Origin of the sequence: Bacteroides zhangwenhongii (assembly GCF_009193325.2) — a bacterium.
Taxonomy (GTDB): domain Bacteria; phylum Bacteroidota; class Bacteroidia; order Bacteroidales; family Bacteroidaceae; genus Bacteroides; species Bacteroides zhangwenhongii.
The window spans coordinates 1,594,415-1,612,517 of sequence record NZ_CP059856.1; the positions used below are offsets into that span (position 1 = coordinate 1,594,415).

The following is an 18,103-nucleotide window of genomic DNA, read 5'->3' on the forward strand; positions in this document are numbered from 1 at the left end:
TTCATCATGAGAAAAATAAAAGTCGGACTTATCCAACAGTCTAATACTTCGGACATTCGTGTCAATCTAATGAATCTCGCCAAAAGCATAGAAGCGTGTGCTGCGCACGGCGCACAGTTAATCGTTCTTCAGGAATTGCATAATTCGCTTTACTTCTGCCAGACAGAAAATACAAACTTATTCGACCTCGCAGAAACGATTCCCGGACCTTCCACCGGATTTTACTCGGAATTGGCGGCAGCCAATAAGGTAGTTCTTGTAACTTCCCTCTTCGAGAAACGCGCGCCGGGACTTTATCACAATACAGCCGTTGTCTTCGACCGTGACGGAAGCATCGCCGGTAAATATCGGAAAATGCACATTCCCGACGATCCTGCATATTACGAAAAGTTTTATTTTACTCCCGGAGATATAGGTTTCGAACCGATCCAGACTTCTTTAGGAAAACTGGGGGTCTTGGTATGTTGGGATCAATGGTATCCGGAAGCTGCCCGCCTGATGACACTGAAAGGCGCCGAACTTCTAATCTATCCTACCGCTATCGGCTGGGAAAGTAGCGACACGGATGACGAGAAAGCGCGTCAACTCAATGCCTGGATTATCTCACAACGTGCTCATGCCGTTGCAAACGGTCTTCCTGTTATTTCCGTCAATCGTGTAGGTCATGAGCCCGATCCTTCCGGACAGACAAATGGTATCTTATTTTGGGGAAACAGTTTCGTTGCGGGTCCGCAAGGGGAATTTCTCGCACAGGCCGGAAATGACCGTCCGGAGAATATGGTAGTGGAAATTGATATGGAACGTTCTGAGAATGTACGTCGCTGGTGGCCATTCCTGCGCGATCGTCGCATCGACGAATACGAGGGACTGACTAAGCGATTCTATTGAAAAGTCAGTTTCTTATTAGCCATGAAGTTGACACCTCCGTAAATAAACAATCCCAAGAATTGTGCGAGGTATTCATTCACGTCTAATCCTTCAACCAATAAAATAAGAAACAGGAATTGTGCCGTGTAGGCCAGACCAAAAGCAGAACAAAAGAGCAGTATCTGTTTCCAGATACTGTTCTTTTTGTTTTCTATAGGGAATATCCAGTATTTACACCAAACGAAGTTATGGATTTGAGCAATCAGATACGCTGTTATATTAGCCACTATATAGTCACCGTTGAATGATATTTCCTTCATCATCAACCATACAACCAATGCCATTATCAAGGCATTCATCGTACCGATTACCATAAAACGAAATATACGTACCGATTCTTTCACTCCCACCCTTTGCTTCACTCTTTGATATCAACAATCAAATTCAGTTCGTCAAGTTGAGTCTGGTCAATTGCAGATGGCGCATCCAGCATCACATCACGTCCGGAATTGTTCTTCGGGAACGCGATACAGTCACGGATAGAGTCCAGACCGGCAAATAAAGACACCCAACGATCAAGCCCGTATGCAAGACCACCGTGAGGCGGTGCACCATACTTAAAGGCATTCATCAGGAAGCCGAACTGCGCTTCCGCCTTTTCCGGAGTAAAGCCCAGAATCTCGAACATCTTGGCTTGCAGTTTCGCATCGTGAATACGGATAGAACCTCCACCTACTTCGACACCATTGACTACCATATCGTATGCATCAGCACGCACTGCGGCCGGATCAGTATCCAACAATGGAATATCTTCATCTTTCGGATGTGTAAAAGGATGATGCATTGCCATCAGACGACCTTCTTCCTCGCTCCATTCAAACATCGGGAAGTCAATCACCCAAAGACAAACGAATTTATTCTTGTCACGCAAGCCCAATTGAGAACCCATTTCCAAACGAAGTTCACAAAGTTGCTTACGGGTTTTCATGGCATCGTCACCGGAAAGAATTAAAATCAAGTCACCCGGCTTAGCTCCGAACGCTTCCTTCATTTTCTGAAGTACCTCTTGCGTATAGAACTTGTCTACGCTTGATTTCACCGTACCGTCCGCTTCTATACGGGCATAGACCATACCTTTTGCGCCGATCTGAGGTTTCTTTACAAACTCAGTCAACGCATCCAGCTGTTTACGGGTATAAGTCGCAGCACCTTCCGCACAGATACCACCGATATATGCAGCATTATCAAATACGGAGAATCCATGTCCTTTCATGATGTCCATCAATTCGACGAACTTCATGCCGAAACGCAAATCCGGTTTATCGCTACCATAATATTTCATGGCATCAGCCCAAGCCATTCTAGGGAACGGTTCGGTCAGTTCCACACCGCGAAGAGTCTTAAACAGATGTTTAGCCATCCCTTCGAAAGTAGTAATAATATCTTCTTGCTCAACAAAGCTCATTTCACAGTCAATCTGCGTGAACTCCGGTTGACGGTCGGCGCGCAGGTCTTCATCACGGAAACATTTCGCAATCTGGAAATAACGGTCGAACCCGGATACCATCAACAACTGCTTCAATGTCTGCGGAGATTGCGGAAGTGCATAGAATTGTCCCGGATTCATACGTGAAGGAACAACAAAGTCACGCGCTCCTTCCGGAGTAGAACCTATCAGAACCGGTGTTTCCACTTCGATAAAACCAAGGCTATCAAGATATTTGCGGACTTCGATAGTCATTTTATGACGTAATTCCAGATTGGAACGAACGGCATTACGACGCAAATCCAAATAGCGGTATTTCATACGGATATCATCACCGCCATCCGTATTGTCTTCAATAGTGAACGGAGGAGTCATGGCCGTGTTCAGCACATTCAGTTCGGAAACAATGATTTCAATGTCTCCCGTAGGAATATTTGCATTCTTGCTGAAACGTTCATTCACCGTTCCGGTGATTTGAATAACGAACTCACGTCCCAACTTATTGGCACGCTCACAGAGTTCTGCATTGATTTCTTCGTTAAATACTAATTGAGTAATTCCATAACGGTCACGGAGGTCGATGAAGGTCATTCCTCCCATTTTGCGACTACGCTGTACCCATCCGGACAGCGTCACTTGCTTATTTGCATCAGAGATTCTCAGTTCTCCACATGTGTGTGTTCTGAACATATATTTTTTTAATTAAACGATTATCCACTCGCGTTTTTATTTTGGCTGAACCAAAACTCCGCAAAAGTACGCAATAATTTGTAATTCGTAATTAGTTATCCATTATTTTATCAGACTTTCTTCGTCAGCTTTTTCAAGATTTTCTTGTTTTTGTCTGTTATATTGTCAACAATAGCTTCATTCATCAATTTAATTCCATTCATATATTCTTGTGCTCTCTGAAGTACATTGGCGGCATCCTTCTCCAATGCGCGTGGCACTACTACGCGCAATCCTCTTTGAATCAACCTGATATCCACATCAGCGTCCGTCTCCATAGGATCTCCGTCAAAATGCACCACTCCGGGAGCAGCCCGACGAATACACAGCCGCCTACATCGGAAAGTCTTGATGCGGCTATTCTGGTCAATCGTCTTATTAAACAGTTGAAAGGCAAGCGAAGGCACGTCCAATACGGTAAACGGTTCGAGAATGGTCACATCCAGCAAACCATCCGTCAGCGTGGCTTGCGGAGCAATGTAGGCATTGTTTCCATATTGCGACGCGTTTCCACAGGCAATAAGAAAGGCTTTATATTTGGATACTCCATTTTCAGTTTCCAGCTCGTATGTCTCCGGCTGGTATTTAAGGCTTTCTTGCAGCGTCTTTTCCAAATAAGTCAGCAACCCACGCTTACCGGCATGCGCAAACTTCAGACTGACAAACGCATCGAATCCGACACCACAGGTACAGAAAAAATCCGTTCCGTTGATCTTACCATAATCTATAATATCCGTGCAGCCTTCATTGAGCACTTCCAATGCCTTCTTTGGTTCCATAGGTATATGCAAGTGACGTGCAAGTCCGTTTCCTGACCCACAAGGAATAATTCCCAAAGCAGTATCAGTATGCACTAATGAACGAGCTATTTCATTGATTGTCCCGTCTCCTCCGATAGCTACCACCATATCCGTTTTTTCTTCCGCAGCTTGGGCAGCTATCTCTACCGCATGACCGGCTCTCTCCGTATACACTACTTCCCAAGAGTATTTCGTCTTGTCTATTTTTTCATCCAACAAACTAAGAATCAATTCTTTACTTTGTGTTCCCGAAATAGGATTGACGACGAATTTTATTTTTTTCATATTATCGTTCATGCTATTCTTGTCGATTGTAGACGACAAAAGTAATATAAATATCTCAAATTTTAATCTATTAGAGGTTTCGAATCGCATAGGAGCAACTTTTTTCTCTTAAAAAGAACATATGAAAGCAAAAATTGTTATCTTTGCCCCCTGTTTTAAACACTTGTTAAGATAAAAGTATATTTGATCGTCAGTGAACGATCTGAGTATGAGCATAATAAATTATAATTCAATGGGATTATTACAAGAGAAGTTAGCTAAGTACGACTTGCCACAACAATTTATGGCAAAGGGCGTTTACCCATATTTCCGTGAGATTGAAGGGAAACAGGGTACAGAGGTAGAAATGGGCGGACACGAAGTGCTGATGTTCGGTTCCAATGCATACACTGGCCTTACGGGAGATGAAAGAGTGATTGAAGCCGGTATCAAAGCCATGCACAAATATGGTTCCGGTTGCGCAGGGTCACGCTTTCTGAATGGTACACTTGACCTGCATGTTCAATTGGAGAAAGAGTTGGCCGCTTTTGTTGGAAAGGACGAAGCTCTCTGTTTTTCTACCGGTTTTACAGTAAACTCAGGTGTTATTCCGGCTTTGACCGACCGTAACGATTATATCATCTGTGACGACCGCGACCACGCCTCTATCGTAGATGGCCGCCGCCTCTCCTTCTCACAGCAATTGAAATACAAACATAACGATATGGCGGATCTGGAAAAACAACTTCAAAAGTGTAATCCGGATTCAGTGAAGCTGATTATAGTGGACGGTGTGTTCTCTATGGAAGGCGACTTGGCAAACCTGCCCGAAATCGTACGTTTGAAACATAAATACAATGCGACCATCATGGTAGACGAAGCACATGGCTTGGGAGTATTCGGAAAACAGGGACGTGGTGTTTGTGACCATTTCGGTCTGACTCACGAAGTTGACCTAATCATGGGTACTTTCAGTAAATCATTGGCTTCTATCGGTGGATTCATCGCTGCTGACTCCTCTATTATTAATTGGTTACGCCATAACGCACGTACATATATATTCAGTGCATCCAACACTCCGGCCGCTACCGCGTCCGCTTTGGAGGCTCTCCACATCATCCAGAATGAACCGGAAAGACTCGAAGCCTTGTGGGAAGCTACCAATTATGCATTGAAACGTTTCCGTGAAGCCGGTTTTGAGATTGGCGCAACAGAGTCACCTATCATCCCTCTTTACGTACGCGATACGGAAAAGACATTCATGGTAACCAAACTGGCTTTCGACGAAGGTGTATTTATCAATCCGGTTATTCCGCCCGCATGTGCTCCACAAGACACATTGGTACGTGTGGCATTGATGGCTACCCATACAAAAGAACAGATTGACCGTGCTGTAGAGAAATTAGTAAAAGCATTCAAGGCTTTAAACCTCTTATAATCAGCATTCGAAATCATAAATAAAAAGCAGAGGATGAACTCATCCTCTGCTTCCCAAGCTGTTCGTATCAGGATTTAATTCCCTGACAGCCTCTTTTACTACCCTTTGAGTCGGATTCCTATAAGTTTCTGTCTGCTGTACAGGAACAATCTCATTCAGCATTCTCTCATATCCCTTCTGTTCCAACAAAGGCATATCTTTCTCATCTACCTTCTTTTGATTTTTAGTCTTCATATATCTCCTTATTTTTAGTTTCTTATCTTAAGAACAGAAAATGATAAAAGATAGTTCATTGTTACACCAAATTATATCACTCTATAATATCTCTGATTTCTAACAAGAAAAAAAGTACAGGCACAAGAGTATGATATTCAATGAATTGAGAATTAATCAATAAAAAACATTCGTTTGCCTATTGTTAATTAAAAAATACTCCCTATCTTTGCACCGCTTTTGAAAAGAACAACCCTTCAAAAAGTAGCGGGGTGTAGCGCAGTCCGGTTAGCGCACCTGCTTTGGGAGCAGGGGGTCGTGGGTTCGAATCCCGCTACCCCGACTACAAAGAAAAAAGGAAGTTCGGTTAAAAGTTTTCGGGGTGTAGCGCAGTCCGGTTAGCGCACCTGCTTTGGGAGCAGGGGGTCGTGGGTTCGAATCCCGCTACCCCGACGAAAGAGACAAATCGAAGATTATAAGATGAGGCTAATACAATAAATATTAGCCTCATTTATTTTACATCTTCAAATAATACTCCCGAGTCAGCATTATATATTCCTCGCTATATTTGTGACGTGCTATTTCTGTCAACAGTTCTTCGACCACACACTCCCGATTTTCAAAAGAAAAAGCGATCAACACTCTTTTGGGAACACCTCCGGGCTTAGTTATCACATTCAGTTGGCGGACTGCATACAGATTCCACATAGAAGCTATACCCTTCACCCTATCTGCCACATCTGCCGGAATCACAACCGTAAAAGTCCCATCCTCAGCCAATAATCCGGCAACTCCTTTCAATAGTTCCTCATAAGTCAGAGAAGTGTCATGACGCGCAGCATTCCTTTGTACATCCGGACATTTAAGTGAGCCTACAAAATAAGGAGGATTTGAGACAATCACATCAAATTTACCGGAAGAATGATACTGATTAAAATCTGCCTGAACCACTTCTATCTGTTCTTTCCAAAAAGAACGAGCTACATTTTCTTTAGCCTGCTCCACAGCTGCCGTATCTACTTCCAATGCTACAATTTTCACATCTGCCGGACTGCGTTGAGCCAACATCAGAGCAACCAATCCTGTTCCCGTACCTACATCCAATACCCGACGCGCTCCTTGAACCGAAGTCCAGGCACCTAAAAGTACTCCATCCGTGCCAACTTTCATAGCACATTTGTCATGCCACACTGTAAATTGCTTAAATTGAAAATAAGGATTCGACATTTTATTCACTGATCTTAAAACCCGTTTTATTCCACTGATTTATTATGTACCGCCAAAAATAAATAATTATTATGGAAGTTACCCTTTATTACCCTACATTTTGGCATTGTTTTTGTGTTTTTATTCAAACCTGTGCTTTATTATTAAAGAGAATCGATTAACTTTGCAAACGATTTATGCATATTTGTATGGCATAAACTAAATTAAAACGAAAAGATGAAAGAAAGATACTTATTGGAAGATGTCAGTGACAACGGTTTCTCGTTAATTACCGACTATGATGGTAACGATGAACATGCATTTGATGTAAACATAAAATCTGGTGAAATTCTTCCGGTTCTCCCCCTCCGTAATATGGTATTATTTCCCGGAGTATTCCTGCCTATCACGGCTGGCCGAAAGTCTTCATTAAAGCTCATACGTGATGCTGAGAAAAAGCATAAAGACATAGCAGTAGTGTGTCAAAGAGCTGCTCATACGGAAGACCCCAAACTGGAAGATTTGCACAACATAGGTACTGTAGGACGAATTGTCCGGGTATTGGAAATGCCGGACCAAACGACAACCGTCATACTTCAAGGTATGAAGCGTCTAAGTTTGAAGAGTATTACCGATACACATCCATATCTCAAAGGCGAGGTTGAGATTTTGGAAGAAGAAATTCCGGGTAAGGACGATAAGGAATTCCAGGCTTTGGTTGAAACCTGCAAAGACCTGACAATGCGTTACATCAAGTCATCAGATGCAATGCATCAGGATTCTGCGTTTGCCATTAAAAACATCAATAGTCCGATGTTCCTGATCAACTTTATCTGTTCGAATCTCCCGTTTAAAAAAGACGAAAAGATAGATTTATTAAGTATCAAGTCTTTGCGCGAACGTACTTATCACTTATTGGAGCTTCTGAATCGTGAAGTGCAGTTAGCCGAAATAAAAGCCTCCATCCAAATGCGGGCTCGCGAAGATATTGACCAGCAGCAGCGTGAATATTTCTTGCAACAGCAGATCAAAACCATTCAAGATGAATTAGGTGGCGGCGGTCAAGAGCAGGAAATTGAAGAAATGCGCAATAAAGCGGAGAAAATGCATTGGAGCATGGAAGTTAAAGAGACTTTCCTGAAAGAGCTGGCTAAATTGGAACGCACCCATCCGCAGTCACCGGACTACAGTGTACAACTTAACTATCTGCAGACAATGCTTAACCTCCCATGGGGCATTTATACAACCGACAATCTGAATCTTAAGAATGCAGAGAAGACGTTGAATAAAGACCATTACGGATTGGAGAAGGTAAAAGAACGTATTCTGGAACATCTGGCTGTGCTGAAGCTAAAAGACGACATGAAGTCACCGATTATCTGCTTATATGGCCCTCCGGGAGTTGGTAAGACATCACTCGGAAAGTCCATCGCATCCGCCCTTAAACGAAAATACGTGCGTATGTCTTTAGGAGGTGTGCATGACGAAGCGGAAATACGTGGACATCGCAAGACATATATCGGCGCTATGCCGGGACGGATTATCAAGAGCCTTATTAAAGCAGGAGCTTCTAATCCGGTGTTTATCTTGGACGAAATAGATAAAGTCAGCGCAGACCGCCAGGGAGATCCTTCATCTGCATTATTGGAAGTTCTCGACCCGGAACAAAACACTTCGTTCCATGACAACTTCCTGGATGTGGACTATGATCTCTCAAAGGTATTGTTCATCGCAACAGCTAATAACCTGAATACAATTCCCGGTCCATTGCTCGACCGTATGGAGCTGATTGAAGTCAGCGGATATATCACAGAAGAGAAAATTGAAATTGCCCGCAAACATCTAGTCCCGAAAGAACTGGAAGCCACCGGGCTTAAAAAGACAGATATAAAACTTCCCAAAGATACGCTGGAAGCCATTATCGAATCGTACACTCGTGAAAGCGGTGTTCGTGAATTAGAGAAGAAAATAGGTAAGATTCTCCGTAAATCAGCCCGTCAGTATGCAACCGACGGATATTTTGCTAAAACGGAAATTAAACCGGCCGACCTATACGATTTCTTGGGAGCACCGGAATATACACGAGACAAGTATCAAGGCAATGAGTATGCCGGTGTAGTTACCGGACTGGCATGGACAGCCGTAGGAGGTGAAATCCTATTTGTTGAGACGAGCCTGAGTCGTGGTAAAGGCGGACGTCTTACATTGACCGGTAATCTGGGAGATGTGATGAAAGAATCTGCCATGCTGGCACTTGAATACATCAAGGCACACGCTTCTATCCTTGACTTGGACGAAGACATCTTTGAAAACTGGAACATCCATATTCATGTTCCGGAAGGGGCGATTCCGAAAGACGGTCCGTCGGCAGGTATCACTATGGCCACTTCTTTAGCTTCCGCTCTGACACAACGAAAGGTAAAAGCCAACCTGGCTATGACAGGAGAAATCACCCTTCGCGGCAAGGTTCTTCCGGTTGGCGGAATCAAGGAAAAGATTCTTGCTGCCAAACGTGCCGGAATAAAAGAAATCATTATGAGCGCCGAGAATAAAAAGAACATAGATGAAATTCAGGATCTGTATTTGAAGGGATTGACTTTCCACTATGTGAATGATATAAAAGAAGTATTCGCCATTGCATTAACCAATGAAAAAGTAGCGGATGCCATTGATTTATCTGTAAAGAAACCCAGCCAGGAATGACATTTGAGTTACAATATACAGACACTAAAAGTAATGCCCGTGCCGGTCTGATAACCACTGACCACGGGCAGATACAAACCCCTATCTTCATGCCGGTGGGAACATTGGGCACTGTCAAAGGGGTGCATCTGACAGAACTGAAAGAAGACATCCAGGCACAGATCATTCTAGGGAATACTTATCATCTCTATTTACGTCCGGGATTGGATGTTATCGAGAAAGCCGGTGGCTTGCATCGCTTCAACGGCTTTGATCGCCCCATGCTGACAGACAGTGGTGGTTTTCAAGTATTTTCGCTAGCCGGAATCCGGAAACTCCGTGAAGAAGGAGCCGAGTTCCGTTCACATATTGATGGCAGCAAGCATATCTTCACTCCGGAAAAAGTGATGGATATAGAACGTACCATCGGAGCGGACATCATGATGGCTTTCGATGAATGCCCTCCCGGAGATTCAGACTATGCGTATGCTAAAAAGTCGTTAGGGCTGACCCACAGATGGCTCGACCGCTGCATACAACGTTTTAGTGAAACCGAACCTAAGTATGGCTACAATCAGTCGCTATTCCCTATTGTTCAAGGATGTGTTTACCCCGATCTGCGCAAACAATCTGCGGAGTTTGTGGCTTCCAAAGGAGCGGACGGAAATGCTATCGGCGGATTGGCAGTAGGCGAACCCGTCGATAAGATGTATGAGATGATCGAAATTGTCAACGAGATTCTGCCTAAAGACAAGCCCCGTTATTTGATGGGTGTCGGTACTCCTGTCAACATCCTTGAAGGGATAGAACGCGGCGTAGATATGTTCGACTGCGTAATGCCTACACGCAACGGACGAAATGGAATGCTGTTTACCAAAGACGGTATCATCAATATGCGAAACAAAAAATGGGAAACGGATTTCTCCCCCATTGAGGCGGACGGTGCTTCCTATGTAGACACGCTGTACAGCAAAGCGTATTTGCGCCATCTTTTCCATGCACAAGAACTGTTGGCCATGCAAATTGCTTCCATACATAATCTGGCATTTTATTTATGGCTGGCAGGCGAAGCACGAAAACATATTATCGCCGGAGATTTCTCAACCTGGAAACCGATGATGGTCAGAAAAGTATCAACTAGATTATAAGGAATGAAAAGCAATCGATTCATAAAGCGGCTGGACTGGTATATCATCAAGAAATTCTTGGGAACATACGTATTTGCTATTGCATTGATCATTTCTATTGCAGTAGTATTCGACTTTAACGAGAAGATGGATAAACTGATGGAACATGAAGCGCCATGGAGTAAAATCATTTTCGAATACTACATGAACTTTATCCCCTACTTCTCCAATCTGTTCAGTCCGTTGTTCGTGTTCATTGCCGTCATTTTCTTTACTTCAAAACTAGCGGAGAACTCAGAGATTATCGCCATGTTCTCCACCGGAATGAGTTTCAAGAGAATGATGCGTCCTTATATGATTTCTGCGGCCATTATCGCATTAACGACCTTTATGCTAAGTTCGTACGTAATCCCTAAAGGAAGCGTCACCCGCCTGAACTTTGAAGACCGGTATATCAAACCCAAGAAACAGAATACGGCACGCAACGTACAGCTGGAAGTGGATAGCGGTGTCATTGCATACATTGACAATTATAATAATGCCATGAAAACAGGCAACCGTTTCTCGTTGGATAAATTCGTCGACAAGAAGCTGGTTTCTCACTTGACAGCACGTCGTGTAACGTATGATACAACCACCGTCCATAAATGGACGATTCATGACTACATGATACGTGAGTTGGACGGCTTGAAAGAAAAAATCACCAAAGGAGACCGGATAGACTCGATTATCAATATGGAACCGTCCGACTTCCTCATCATGAAGAATCAACAGGAAATGCTCACCAGCCCTCAATTGAGTGACTATATTGAGAAACAAAAACGAAGAGGATTTGCCAATATCAAAGAGTTTGAAATTGAATATCATAAACGAATCGCCATGTCGTTCGCCTCTTTCATCCTGACAATTATCGGTGTTTCTCTTTCGTCACGAAAGACCAAAGGAGGTATGGGTCTCCACCTGGGTATCGGACTGGGACTGAGCTTCTCATATATCTTATTCCAGACAATTACTTCTACATTTGCCATCAACGGTAATGTACCTCCTGTGATTGCAGTATGGATTCCCAATATCCTTTATGCAGGTATCGCCTTCTTCCTGTATCAAAAGGCGCCGAAGTAGATGATAAGATTCTCTTAAATAGAAGTTCCGCCTATTCTTACCAAACAGCAAGTATAGGCGGAACTTTTTTGTTGTATTCATTTCCTCTTTTGTCTATCCTACATTGTCAACCAATCTCCTTTACATAAGCAGAAAGATCTGCAGCAGAGATGTTTTTGGCTATAATTACACCATTTACATCCAATAAATAGTTGGTGAACCCCCGGTTCAAACGGTATTTCTTAAATAATCCGGAGTCCTCGCCTTCTGTTTCCACGAAACAAGTGGGCGTAACTATTTGGTCCTTACGAACGGTTTCCTTAAAAATTGACTGATATTCGTCAAACGAAATAGAAACCATTTCCACATTATGAGAAGAACGAAGCGCATTGCTTAAACTTACGTTTTGCATCCGGGATTGCGCGTCATAACTTGCCCAAAAACTTAGCAACACATACTTTCCTTTCAAATTTCCCAACTTAAAGGCAGGTTGCTCTTCCGATGTAGATTCGATTTTAAAATCCGGGGCTACATCACCCTCACTCAAACCTCCGGTAGGTTTGTCTTTCTCAACGAAAGCGGTCAAGGAACAAATTAGTAATACAACAAAAATCCACTTTACATACTTCATGTAACTCGGTTTTAGTTAATACTATCCGGGACTGTCCTTAAACAGTGGTTTCTTCCCGAAACGTTGTCTTTTCAGGCATCAGGCGAAGAGGAATCCGCTGATTATCAGTGCCTTTATTTTTGAAACCGGGTGCAAAGGTAAGTAATTATCAAATTAACTTCCAAAAGAATAAGCAAAAATCTCACTTTTCAGGTATAACTTTTTATGTTATTTAGCATAAAAACGAACTTTTTTCTCTACTTTTGCAGGATAAAAGTCTATTTCTTATGCAACCATCAAGTACTGAATTGATTCTGATTCGAGTTACCGGCGAAGATCGTCCGGGGCTTACCTCATCCGTGACCGAAATATTAGCTAAATATGATGCTACTATCCTCGATATCGGGCAGGCGGATATTCATAATACGCTATCGCTAGGTATTCTTTTCAAGAGTGAAGAAAGACATTCCGGATTTATCATGAAGGAATTATTATTCAAAGCATCCTCTTTGGGAGTAACCATCCGGTTCGAACCAATTACAACCGAGCAATACGACAATTGGGTAGGTATGCAAGGCAAGAACCGCTATATCTTGACGGTGCTTGGCCGCAAACTGTCTGCGCGTCAAATATCGGCAGCCACCAGCGTATTGGCAGAGCAAGGAATGAATATCGATGCAATCAAGCGCCTTACGGGTAGAATCCCTTTGGATGAATGCGATACGGATGCACGCACACGCGCTTGCATAGAATTTTCAGTGAGAGGTACTCCCAAAGACCGCATCGCCATGCAAGAAAGCCTGATGAAGTTAGCCAGCGAACTGGAGATGGACTTTTCTTTTCAGTTGGATAATATGTATCGACGTATGCGCCGTCTGATCTGCTTTGATATGGATTCCACACTTATCGAAACCGAAGTTATTGATGAGCTCGCCATCCGCGCCGGCGTAGGCGATGAAGTAAAGGCCATTACGGAAAGCGCCATGCGTGGCGAAATAGACTTTACCGAAAGCTTTACCCGCCGCGTAGCCCTATTGAAAGGACTCGATGAATCCGTCATGCAGGAGATTGCAGAAAACTTACCTATCACAGAAGGAGTAGACAGACTAATGTATGTATTGAAGAAGTATGGCTACAAAATAGCAATTCTGTCGGGAGGTTTCACCTATTTCGGCCAACACCTGCAAAAGAAGTATGGTATAGACTATGTATATGCGAATGAGCTGGAAATTATTGATGGAAAGCTCACCGGACGTTATTTGGGAGATGTGGTAGACGGAAAGCGCAAAGCCGAACTACTCCGTTTAATTGCCCAAGTAGAAAAAGTGGATATCGCGCAGACCATTGCCGTAGGTGACGGGGCCAATGACCTCCCCATGCTGGGAATTGCCGGATTGGGGATAGCATTCCATGCCAAACCCAAAGTAGTAGCAAATGCCAAACAGTCTATCAATACCATCGGACTTGATGGGGTGCTCTATTTTCTTGGATTCAAAGATTCTTATTTGAATATGTAATTAGACCGAAAAATAAATTATCTTTGCGGACAAATAAAATAACAGAATGAAGTTTTCCGAACTACAATTAAACGCGAATGTGCTTGAGGCGCTTGACGCCATGCGATTTGACGAATGCACACCTATTCAGGAACAAGCAATTCCAATTATACTTGAAGGTAAAGATCTGATAGCAGTAGCGCAGACAGGTACGGGTAAAACCGCCGCTTTTCTGCTCCCTGTATTAAATAAACTATCCGAAGGAAACCATCCGGAAGATGCGATCAACTGCATTATCATGTCCCCTACCCGGGAACTGGCTCAGCAAATCGACCAACAGATGGAAGGATTCTCCTATTTTATGCCGGTATCAAGCGTCGCTGTATATGGCGGTAATGACGGCATTCTGTTCGAACAGCAGAAAAAAGGACTTACATTAGGAGCTGATGTTGTTATTGCGACTCCGGGACGTCTGATCGCCCATCTGAGTCTCGGATATGTAGACCTCTCCAAAGTTTCTTATTTCATTTTGGACGAAGCAGACCGAATGCTCGACATGGGATTCTATGACGACATCATGCAAATAGTGAAATACCTGCCTAAAGAACGGCAGACTATCATGTTCTCTGCAACTATGCCTGCCAAAATACAGCAATTGGCAAATACAATCCTGAATAATCCGTCAGAAATAAAACTGGCTGTCTCAAAACCTGCCGAAAAGATTATCCAGGCTGCTTACGTTTGCTACGAAAACCAAAAATTGGGAATTATACGTAGCCTTTTCGCCGACGAGGTTCCCGAACGTGTCATCATCTTCGCATCTTCAAAAATCAAAGTTAAAGAAGTCGCCAAGGCTTTGATGGCGATGAAATTGAATGTAGGAGAAATGCACTCGGATCTTGAGCAGGCCCAACGGGAAACAGTAATGCACGAATTTAAAGCCGGGCGAGTTAATATACTGGTAGCGACAGATATTGTGGCACGCGGCATTGACATTGATGATATTCGTCTGGTTATCAACTTCGACGTCCCTCACGACAGTGAAGATTATGTGCACCGCATCGGGCGTACGGCACGTGCCAATAACGATGGAGTAGCGCTTACATTTGTCAGCGAAAAAGAGCAGAGTAATTTCAAGAGCATTGAGAATTTCCTGGAAAAAGATATTTATAAGATTCCCATCCCGGCAGAATTAGGGGAAGCTCCGGAATACAAGCCACGCTCTTTCAGCAAAAGCAGGTACGGCAGCAACCCTAAAAGAAGAAATTTTCGGGGGAAAAACGGCAATAACAACAAAAGTAAGAACCGCCCCTCTCCCAGACAACAAAATTAGAACAGCATTCTTTATTTAGTGGAAGTGATAGTCAGTTTACCATCGAAACCCACTTCTATCTCCGCAATGCTATATACAGAACTTTCCGGAATGGCTAAAACTGCTTGATAATGAAAACCATTCCGGTCTACTTTTACAAACTTCGTATCGGATAGAATAGCCTGCGGCAGGAAATCAGCGGGAACAACCTGAGCAAACATCTGCTTGGTCACATCACTGGCAAACAAACTTTTCTTGCCTTCGTACACACAAATGTGCATCACATTGTCGTAATACACATTGTCCATGCTAATCCCGTCTTCGGAATAAGTCGTCTTGACAACTCTAATTTTGGTAGGATTAATATATACATAAGCGCGATAGCGAGTGCCATTGTATGTCACCACACTATCCCGTTTTGTCACTTCCGTATAAGTCGGTATAACCACTTCACGACGAACAAATGACAACGAATCATTCGGATCCTCAGATTTATGCAGTTTGATTATGTTGTCCGTAATGGAATGAAACCAGAATATATGTTCCGCCTGCTTATCTATCTTGTAGTAAGCCGTATCATTTCCATACGTGTAAAGCGTATCCCGCATAACCTTAAATGTAATCGGAGCACTTTGGCTATCTGCATAATAGATCGTATCCCCCTCTACCCGCATCAACGGACTCTCCGTTTCATCGTCCAGCCAAATTCCCTGCAACAGTTCCTTAGCAGCTATATCCTCTTCCTCCAGTTCAAGAAAATTTGGATTTTTATTGCCGCCACATGACACAGAAAAAATCACCATCAACGATAGCACTACATATTTCATCATTTGTTCCAGTTTTGCATAAAGATACTCTTATTTTTTCATTTACCAATGCAATAGTAAACGAATCCGAGTTCTTCCATCTCTTTCTTATCGTAAATGTTACGTCCGTCCAATACAACCTGCTGTGCCATCGTTTTCTTTATGACAGCCCATGAGGGCAGACGGAATTCCTTCCATTCGGTAACCAACATCAGCGCATCCGCATCAAGCACCGCATCATACATATCGCAAGCATAATAGATTGTATCTCCGATCCTGCGCTTGCACTCCTGCATGGCAGCAGAATCGTATGCACGTACCTGACAGCCGGCCTTCAACAGCTTATCAATCAGGATCAAAGCCGGAGCTTCACGCATATCATCAGTCTCCGGTTTGAAAGCCAGTCCCCACAAAGCAACCGTTTTTCCTTTCAGGTCACCATTAAAGTGCTTCACCAGCTTTTCAAACAGAACACTTTTCTGTTGCTCGTTTACCTCTTCCACAGCACTGAGCACCCGCATTTTATATCCATTCTGTTCTGCCGTTTTGATAAGGGCTTTCACATCTTTCGGGAAACAAGAACCGCCATAGCCGATTCCCGGATACAAGAATTTACGTCCGATGCGCGTATCCGAACCGATTCCGCTACGTACCATATTCACGTCGGCACCCACAATCTCGCACAAGTTTGCTATGTCATTCATAAAACTGATGCGGGTTGCCAACATAGAATTTGCCGCATATTTAGTCATCTCCGCTGACGGGATATCCATAAAGATAACGCGGAAGTTATTTAGCAAGAACGGTTTATACAGCTTCGACATCAGTTTCTGCGCACGTTCCGACTCCACTCCCACTACTACACGGTCCGGGCTCATAAAGTCGCTGATCGCATTTCCTTCCTTTAGAAATTCCGGATTTGAAGCCACATCAAAATGGATATTCACCCCTCTCTTATTCAACTCCTCTTGAATAACCGCACGAACCTTGCCGGCAGTACCCACCGGAACCGTACTTTTGGTAACAACCAATTTATATTGTTTCATATTGCGACCGATAGTCCGGGCTACCTCCAGCACATATTTCAGATCGGCGCTGCCGTCCTCATCAGGAGGCGTACCGACAGCACTGAATACTACTTCCACATCATCGAGGCAACTCTCCAGTGAGGTAGTAAACTTCAATCGTTTCGCTTTCATATTGCGAAGCACCATCTCTTCCAATCCATTTTCATAAATAGGAATGACACCCTTTTTCAAAGATTCGATTTTCTCACTGTTAGTATCTACGCAAGTCACATCCACGCCAATTTCAGCAAAGCATGTACCTGTCACCAGACCTACATATCCGGTTCCTACAATTGCTATTTTCATATCTTTATTTATTGTCTATTCAGAAGTTATTCAAAATACACCGCATCTTTGAAAGCCGTTCCCTCCTTGTCTTTAGGAGATAGCAACATCTGCGACTCGGCAAGCGGCCAATCTATACCCAATGTCGCGTCATTATATATAATGGAAGCCTCACTTTGCGGAGCATACTTATTATCTACCTTGTATGTGAAAATGGCTTCGTCGCTCAATACGGCAAATCCATGCGCAAAACCACGTGGAATGAAAAACTGTCTCTTATTCTCTTCGCTCAACAACACACATACATGCTTTCCGAACGTAGGCGATGATTTGCGCAAATCCACAGCAACATCCAGCACTTCTCCTTTGATAACACGAACCAGTTTAGCCTGGCTATGTTCACCTTTCTGATAATGCAATCCGCGTAATACCCCAAAGGAAGACTTGGATTCATTATCCTGTACAAAATCAACAGGACCGATATTAGCCTCAAACTCCTCTTTCTTAAAAGCTTCCATAAAGTAGCCACGTTCGTCGGAGAAAACTTTAGGCTCTATCAGCCATACTCCGTCTATTTCTGTCTGTATATAGTTCATTGTCGATGGTTATAAATA

Annotated in this window: 16 protein-coding genes and 2 tRNA genes; 9 read left to right on the forward strand and 9 right to left on the reverse strand. The window is 43.3% G+C overall.

Annotation, left to right across the window (positions count from 1 at the left end; all coding sequences use genetic code 11):
• The first annotated feature begins 6 nt into the window (after nt 1-6).
• Nucleotides 7-888 (forward strand): carbon-nitrogen hydrolase, encoded by an 882-nt coding sequence (locus GD630_RS06325; protein ID WP_007753383.1) that lies wholly within the window; start codon nt 7-9, stop codon nt 886-888.
• On the opposite strand, the gene GD630_RS06330 is transcribed toward GD630_RS06325, so the two are convergent.
• The 3 genes from GD630_RS06330 to GD630_RS06340 form a co-directional block, all read right to left on the reverse strand.
• The gene (locus GD630_RS06330) at nt 882-1,271 is read right to left on the reverse strand and encodes a GtrA family protein (RefSeq protein ID WP_029425870.1); all 390 of its coding nucleotides are present in this window, start codon (nt 1,269-1,271) and stop codon (nt 882-884) included. The genes GD630_RS06325 and GD630_RS06330 overlap by 7 nt on opposite strands.
• A 14-nt stretch (nt 1,272-1,285) precedes the next feature.
• Nucleotides 1,286-3,043, reverse strand: a complete 1,758-nt coding sequence (gene aspS, locus GD630_RS06335) for an aspartate--tRNA ligase (RefSeq protein WP_007753377.1) — start codon at nt 3,041-3,043, stop codon at nt 1,286-1,288.
• 110 nt (nt 3,044-3,153) lie between these two features.
• Nucleotides 3,154-4,179 (reverse strand): diacylglycerol/lipid kinase family protein, encoded by a 1,026-nt coding sequence (locus tag GD630_RS06340; protein ID WP_182505721.1) that lies wholly within the window; start codon nt 4,177-4,179, stop codon nt 3,154-3,156.
• Between the two features lie 220 nt (nt 4,180-4,399).
• Between GD630_RS06340 and spt the strand changes: the two genes are divergently transcribed.
• Nucleotides 4,400-5,584 carry a serine palmitoyltransferase gene (gene spt, locus GD630_RS06345; protein WP_143866133.1) on the forward strand — a complete coding sequence of 395 codons (1,185 nt, stop codon included), beginning with the start codon at nt 4,400-4,402 and terminating at the stop codon, nt 5,582-5,584.
• 39 nt (nt 5,585-5,623) lie between these two features.
• Here the strand turns inward: spt and GD630_RS06350 are convergent, their stop codons facing one another.
• Nucleotides 5,624-5,818 (reverse strand): hypothetical protein, encoded by a 195-nt coding sequence (locus GD630_RS06350; protein WP_143866085.1) that lies wholly within the window; start codon nt 5,816-5,818, stop codon nt 5,624-5,626.
• Nucleotides 5,819-6,065: 247 nt separating this feature from the next.
• Here GD630_RS06350 and GD630_RS06355 point away from each other — a divergent pair.
• Both GD630_RS06355 and GD630_RS06360 read left to right on the forward strand, forming a co-directional pair.
• A tRNA-Pro gene (locus GD630_RS06355) sits at nt 6,066-6,140 on the forward strand.
• A 35-nt stretch (nt 6,141-6,175) separates the two neighbouring features.
• Nucleotides 6,176-6,250 (forward strand) — tRNA-Pro (locus tag GD630_RS06360).
• Between the two features lie 63 nt (nt 6,251-6,313).
• On the opposite strand, the gene GD630_RS06365 is transcribed toward GD630_RS06360, so the two are convergent.
• Nucleotides 6,314-7,024, reverse strand: coding sequence for a tRNA1(Val) (adenine(37)-N6)-methyltransferase (locus GD630_RS06365; RefSeq protein WP_143866087.1), 711 nt, complete (start codon nt 7,022-7,024; stop codon nt 6,314-6,316).
• A 216-nt stretch (nt 7,025-7,240) separates the two neighbouring features.
• On the opposite strand from GD630_RS06365, the gene lon reads away from it, so the two are divergent.
• From lon to GD630_RS06380, 3 genes are read left to right on the forward strand one after another with little or no spacing between them, the layout of a single operon-like run.
• A complete protein-coding gene (gene lon / locus GD630_RS06370) occupies nt 7,241-9,706 on the forward strand; it encodes an endopeptidase La (RefSeq protein WP_007760506.1) in 2,466 nt (821 codons plus the stop codon).
• Nucleotides 9,703-10,833 (forward strand): tRNA guanosine(34) transglycosylase Tgt, encoded by a 1,131-nt coding sequence (gene tgt / locus GD630_RS06375; protein WP_143866089.1) that lies wholly within the window; start codon nt 9,703-9,705, stop codon nt 10,831-10,833. Before lon ends, tgt begins: the two co-directional genes overlap by 4 nt.
• 3 nt (nt 10,834-10,836) lie before the next feature.
• Nucleotides 10,837-11,934, forward strand: a complete 1,098-nt coding sequence (locus GD630_RS06380; protein ID WP_007753357.1) for an LptF/LptG family permease — start codon at nt 10,837-10,839, stop codon at nt 11,932-11,934.
• A gap of 106 nt (nt 11,935-12,040) precedes the next feature.
• Here the strand turns inward: GD630_RS06380 and GD630_RS06385 are convergent, their stop codons facing one another.
• Entirely contained in the window at nt 12,041-12,544 is a 504-nt protein-coding gene (locus GD630_RS06385) for a thioredoxin-like domain-containing protein (RefSeq protein ID WP_143866091.1), read from the reverse strand.
• A gap of 266 nt (nt 12,545-12,810) precedes the next feature.
• Between GD630_RS06385 and serB the strand changes: the two genes are divergently transcribed.
• Entirely contained in the window at nt 12,811-14,040 is a 1,230-nt protein-coding gene (serB, locus tag GD630_RS06390) for a phosphoserine phosphatase SerB (RefSeq protein ID WP_007760509.1), read from the forward strand.
• A gap of 46 nt (nt 14,041-14,086) precedes the next feature.
• Nucleotides 14,087-15,352, forward strand: a complete 1,266-nt coding sequence (locus GD630_RS06395) for a DEAD/DEAH box helicase (protein ID WP_143866093.1) — start codon at nt 14,087-14,089, stop codon at nt 15,350-15,352.
• An 11-nt stretch (nt 15,353-15,363) separates the two neighbouring features.
• Here GD630_RS06395 and GD630_RS06400 read toward each other — a convergent pair whose 3' ends face one another.
• The 3 genes from GD630_RS06400 to rfbC are packed head-to-tail and all read right to left on the reverse strand — an operon-like array spanning nt 15,364 to nt 18,085.
• A complete protein-coding gene (locus tag GD630_RS06400) occupies nt 15,364-16,161 on the reverse strand; it encodes a DUF4738 domain-containing protein (protein WP_143866095.1) in 798 nt (265 codons plus the stop codon).
• A gap of 35 nt (nt 16,162-16,196) precedes the next feature.
• On the reverse strand, nt 16,197-17,510 hold the full coding sequence (locus GD630_RS06405; RefSeq protein WP_143866097.1) for a UDP-glucose dehydrogenase family protein: 1,314 nt from the start codon (nt 17,508-17,510) through the stop codon (nt 16,197-16,199).
• A gap of 26 nt (nt 17,511-17,536) precedes the next feature.
• Nucleotides 17,537-18,085 (reverse strand): dTDP-4-dehydrorhamnose 3,5-epimerase, encoded by a 549-nt coding sequence (rfbC, locus tag GD630_RS06410; protein WP_007760533.1) that lies wholly within the window; start codon nt 18,083-18,085, stop codon nt 17,537-17,539.
• Nucleotides 18,086-18,103 lie beyond the last annotated feature (18 nt).